This is a genomic window from Psychrobacter sp. APC 3426, from assembly GCF_030408035.1.
GTDB lineage: Bacteria > Pseudomonadota > Gammaproteobacteria > Pseudomonadales > Moraxellaceae > Psychrobacter.
Genome location: NZ_JASDCF010000050.1, coordinates 1 through 5,771, shown reverse-complemented (window position 1 = coordinate 5,771; position 5,771 = coordinate 1). Strand labels below are relative to the sequence as shown.

2 tRNA genes and 3 rRNA genes are annotated in these 5,771 nt (G+C 47.8%); all 5 read left to right on the top strand.

Annotated elements, in window-relative coordinates:
- Positions 1 to 456 precede the first annotated feature (456 nt).
- Positions 457 to 1,995, top strand: a 16S ribosomal RNA gene (locus QL919_RS13975).
- Between the two features lie 74 nt (positions 1,996 to 2,069).
- Positions 2,070 to 2,146, top strand: a tRNA-Ile gene (locus QL919_RS13970).
- Between the two features lie 7 nt (positions 2,147 to 2,153).
- Positions 2,154 to 2,229: transfer RNA gene (locus tag QL919_RS13965), tRNA-Ala, on the top strand.
- A 348-nt stretch (positions 2,230 to 2,577) separates the two neighbouring features.
- Positions 2,578 to 5,440, top strand: a 23S ribosomal RNA gene (locus QL919_RS13960).
- 187 nt (positions 5,441 to 5,627) lie between these two features.
- A 5S ribosomal RNA gene (rrf, locus tag QL919_RS13955) occupies positions 5,628 to 5,742 on the top strand.
- Together the 16S, 23S and 5S rRNA genes with 2 tRNA genes alongside form the textbook arrangement of a ribosomal RNA operon.
- The last annotated feature ends 29 nt before the right edge of the window (positions 5,743 to 5,771 follow it).

The window sequence follows — 5,771 nt, the reverse complement described above, 5'->3', positions numbered from 1 at the left end:
CGTCTATAATACGCACCTCATTAAGACGAACCGGAATCATTTATATGTGAATTTACATATAACAAACCTGGCTAACTTATTGAAACAAATTATAAAAAAGCTTGACAAACCTAATCTTTATGATATGATAGTCGGCTCGCTAGATAGGATTAACCGGCAAGGTTAAAACGACTAGTGAAAGCAATACCCTATATAATCAACTACTGGACGACAGTAGCTTGACACTATTTAAAAGCATAACTAAAGAACAACTTGTGTGGATTTTTGCTGATTCAGAATGCTAAAAAATAAAGTTGGTTTTACTCTCTTTTCGGGAGTTATTCTAACTATAAAAATTATCATTTAAGACAGCAGAAAAACTCAAAGTTAATTCATTACGAACATAATTTTTAGCGATTTTGCCAGATTAGATGAGCCAAGTTTAGAAGCTTCTTTAAAGAGCTTCATAGCAAGATTAAACTGAAGAGTTTGATCATGGCTCAGATTGAACGCTGGCGGCAGGCTTAACACATGCAAGTCGAGCGGAAACGATGGTAGCTTGCTACCAGGCGTCGAGCGGCGGACGGGTGAGTAATACTTAGGAATCTACCTAGTAGTGGGGGATAGCTCGGGGAAACTCGAATTAATACCGCATACGACCTACGGGAGAAAGGGGGCAACTTGTTGCTCTCGCTATTAGATGAGCCTAAGTCGGATTAGCTAGATGGTGGGGTAAAGGCCTACCATGGCGACGATCTGTAGCTGGTCTGAGAGGATGATCAGCCACACCGGGACTGAGACACGGCCCGGACTCCTACGGGAGGCAGCAGTGGGGAATATTGGACAATGGGGGCAACCCTGATCCAGCCATGCCGCGTGTGTGAAGAAGGCCTTTTGGTTGTAAAGCACTTTAAGCAGTGAAGAAGACTCCATGGTTAATACCCATGGACGATGACATTAGCTGCAGAATAAGCACCGGCTAACTCTGTGCCAGCAGCCGCGGTAATACAGAGGGTGCAAGCGTTAATCGGAATTACTGGGCGTAAAGCGAGCGTAGGTGGCTTGATAAGTCAGATGTGAAATCCCCGGGCTTAACCTGGGAACTGCATCTGATACTGTTAGGCTAGAATAGGTGAGAGGAAGGTAGAATTCCAGGTGTAGCGGTGAAATGCGTAGAGATCTGGAGGAATACCGATGGCGAAGGCAGCCTTCTGGCATCATATTGACACTGAGGTTCGAAAGCGTGGGTAGCAAACAGGATTAGATACCCTGGTAGTCCACGCCGTAAACGATGTCTACTAGTCGTTGGGTCCCTTGAGGACTTAGTGACGCAGCTAACGCAATAAGTAGACCGCCTGGGGAGTACGGCCGCAAGGTTAAAACTCAAATGAATTGACGGGGGCCCGCACAAGCGGTGGAGCATGTGGTTTAATTCGATGCAACGCGAAGAACCTTACCTGGTCTTGACATATCTAGAATCCTGCAGAGATGCGGGAGTGCCTTCGGGAATTAGAATACAGGTGCTGCATGGCTGTCGTCAGCTCGTGTCGTGAGATGTTGGGTTAAGTCCCGCAACGAGCGCAACCCTTGTCCTTAGTTACCAGCGGGTTAAGCCGGGAACTCTAAGGATACTGCCAGTGACAAACTGGAGGAAGGCGGGGACGACGTCAAGTCATCATGGCCCTTACGACCAGGGCTACACACGTGCTACAATGGTAGGTACAGAGGGCAGCTACACAGCGATGTGATGCGAATCTCAAAAAGCCTATCGTAGTCCAGATTGGAGTCTGCAACTCGACTCCATGAAGTAGGAATCGCTAGTAATCGCGGATCAGAATGCCGCGGTGAATACGTTCCCGGGCCTTGTACACACCGCCCGTCACACCATGGGAGTTGATTGCACCAGAAGTGGATAGCTTAACCTTCGGGAAAGCGTTCACCACGGTGTGGTTGATGACTGGGGTGAAGTCGTAACAAGGTAGCCGTAGGGGAACCTGCGGCTGGATCACCTCCTTATAGACACATTCGGTCAGCAAGAATTCACAACAAGTTGTTCTTTAGTTTAAGCTTACGTTTTAATAAGCGTAATTGGGTCTGTAGCTCAGCTGGTTAGAGCACCGTGTTGATAACGCGGGGGTCAGTGGTTCAAGTCCACTTAGACCCACCATTTATATGGGGCCATAGCTCAGTTGGTAGAGCGCCTGCCTTGCACGCAGGAGGTCAACGGTTCGACTCCGTTTGGCTCCACCACTACTATAAACGCAGTAAGCTTTAGATGCTAAATAAATACAATAGGTATTCAACAGAAACAAGTGATTTGTTTAAGATTACTTCTTTCTGTTTTATACAGAACTTATGACTCGACGAGAGCGTAAGAACTATTTAAAAACATAGATATGAGTCTGGGTTAGGAAGAGCGTGTTCACGCGCACTTCTTAACCTTAATAACTCACCTCTTAACGACATCAGTTGTTATCCCAGGGGTGAGTTATTAAAAAAAGTAAAGAGAACTGAATCAAGCGTATAAACATAGGTGATATCGTTATCATAATTAGATTGTATGACACTTAGAAGTCGAAAGACTACTTGGGGTTGTATGGTCAAGTAATGAAGCGCACATGGTGGATGCCTTGGCAGTCAGAGGCGATGAAAGACGTGACAGCCTGCGATAAGCTTCGGGGAGGCGGCAATATCCTGTGATCCGGAGATTTCTGAATGGGGAAACCCACTTACCATAAGGTAGGTATCTTGTACTTGTACAAGAAGCGAACGAGGGGAAGTGAAACATCTCAGTACCCTTAGGAATAGACATCAATTGAGATTCCCCTAGTAGCGGCGAGCGAACGGGGAGAAGCCGATTAATTCTAATGTAGAAGAACAGCGTGGGAAAGCTGACCGTAGTAGGTGATAGTCCTGTATTCGAAACATTAGAGTTAACATATTAAGTAGAGCGGGGCACGAGAAATCCTGTTTGAAGATGGGGGGACCATCCTCCAAGGCTAAATACTCCTGACTGACCGATAGTGAACCAGTACCGTGAGGGAAAGGCGAAAAGAACCCCTGTGAGGGGAGTGAAATAGAACCTGAAACCGTGTGCGTACAAGCAGTGGGAGCCTTAATTTATTAGGGTGACCGCGTACCTTTTGTATAATGGGTCAGCGACTTATATTCTGTAGCAAGGTTAACCGTTTAGGGGAGCCGTAGGGAAACCGAGTCTTAATAGGGCGAATTAGTTGCAGGGTATAGACCCGAAACCGAGTGATCTATCCATGAGCAGGTTGAAAGTGCCGTAACAGGCACCGGAGGACCGAACCCACTGTCGTTGAAAAGCCAGGGGATGACTTGTGGATAGGGGTGAAAGGCTAATCAAACTCGGTGATAGCTGGTTCTCCCCGAAAGCTATTTAGGTAGCGCCTCGGACGAACACCATTGGGGGTAGAGCACTGTTTCGGCTAGGGGGTCATACCGACTTACCAAACCGATGCAAACTCCGAATACCGATGAGTGATATCCGGGAGACACACAGTGGGTGCTAACGTCCATTGTGGAGAGGGAAACAACCCAGACCGCCAGCTAAGGCCCCAAATTCCTAGTTAAGTGGGAAACGAGGTGGGAAGGCATAGACAGCTAGGAGGTTGGCTTAGAAGCAGCCATCCTTTAAAGAAAGCGTAATAGCTCACTAGTCGAGTCGGCCCGCGCGGAAGATGTAACGGGGCTCAAACTAGGAGCCGAAGCTGCGGATTTGAATTTGTTTTCAAGTGGTAGGGGAGCGTTGTGTAAGCCTGTGAAGGTGTGTTGTAAAGCATGCTGGAGGTATCACAAGAGCGAATGCTGACGTGAGTAACGATAATGCGAGTGAAAAGCTCGCACGCCGGAAGATCAAGGGTTCCAGTCCAACGTTAATCGGGGCTGGGTGAGTCGACCCCTAAGGCGAGGCCGAAAGGCGTAGTCGATGGGAAATCGGTTAATATTCCGATACTTGTTTATAATGCGATGGAGGGACGGAGAAGGTTATGTCAGCCTGGCGTTGGTTGTCCAGGTGAAAGGATGTAGGCTTACAGCTTAGGTAAATCCGGGCTGTTATACGGTCGAGATCTGATAGCAAGCTGTACTTGTACAGCGAAGTGGCAAATACCATGCTTCCAGGAAAAGCTTCTAAGCAATAGTTATAAACGAATCGTACCCTAAACCGACACAGGTGATCAGGTAGAGAATACCAAGGCGCTTGAGAGAACTCTGCTGAAGGAACTAGGCAAAATGGTACCGTAACTTCGGGAGAAGGTACGCTGTTGATGGTGATAGGACTTGCTCCTTGAGCTGTTGGCAGTCGCAGATACCAGGCTGCTGCAACTGTTTATTAAAAACACAGCACTCTGCAAACACGAAAGTGGACGTATAGGGTGTGATGTCTGCCCGGTGCTGGAAGGTTAATTGATGGGGTTAGCGTAAGCGAAGCTCTTGATCGAAGCCCCAGTAAACGGCGGCCGTAACTATAACGGTCCTAAGGTAGCGAAATTCCTTGTCGGGTAAGTTCCGACCTGCACGAATGACATAATGATGGCAGCGCTGTCTCCAGCAGAGACTCAGTGAAATCGAAATCGCAGTGAAGATGCTGTGTACCCGCGGCTAGACGGAAAGACCCCGTGAACCTTTACTACAGCTTTACATTGAACTTTGACCTGACTTGTGCAGGATAGGTGGGAGGCTTTGAAGCCGAGACGCTAGTCTTGGTGGAGCCAATCTTGAAATACCACCCTGGTCATGTTGGGGTTCTAACTCAGGTATAACAATACCGAGGACAATGTATGGTGGGTAGTTTGACTGGGGCGGTCTCCTCCTAAAGAGTAACGGAGGAGTACGAAGGTGCGCTCAGAACGGTCGGAAATCGTTCATAGAGTATAAAGGCAAAAGCGCGCTTAACTGCGAGACCCACAAGTCGAGCAGGTACGAAAGTAGGTCTTAGTGATCCGGTGGTTCTGTATGGAAGGGCCATCGCTCAACGGATAAAAGGTACTCTGGGGATAACAGGCTGATACCGCCCAAGAGTTCATATCGACGGCGGTGTTTGGCACCTCGATGTCGGCTCATCTCATCCTAGGGCTGAAGCAGGTCCTAAGGGTATGGCTGTTCGCCATTTAAAGAGGTACGCGAGCTGGGTTTAGAACGTCGTGAGACAGTTCGGTCCCTATCTACCGTGGGCGTTGGAAATTTGAGAGGATCTGCTCCTAGTACGAGAGGACCAGAGTGGACGAACCTCTGGTGTTCGGGTTGTCACGCCAGTGGCATTGCCCGGTAGCTACGTTCGGATGGGATAACCGCTGAAAGCATCTAAGCGGGAAGCCCACCTCAAGATTAGATTTCCCTAAAGAGCCGTTCAAGACTAGGACGTTGATAGGCAGGGTGTGGAAGCACAGCGATGTGTGTAGCTAACCTGTACTAATTGCTCGTTTGGCTTGACCATACAACACCCAAGTGGTTTGTATACAAGTCTAATTAATCTATCTTGTATGAGCTGTAGTGGCTTATAAAGTAAGAATATTTCGATATCACCTTAAACCTTGATTCAGTTAGGTTTATGTTGATAAGACTAAAAGATAATACTTGTAGTCAAAACAATAACAACAACAGACTCATATCTAACCCCCTTTGCTGACGACAATAGCATGATGGCACCACCTGATCCCTTCCCGAACTCAGAAGTGAAACATCATCGCGCCAATGGTAGTGTGGCCCCGGCCATGTGAGAGTAGGTCATCGTCAGCTCTCTATTCTAAAAGTAAAACCCCCTTGGC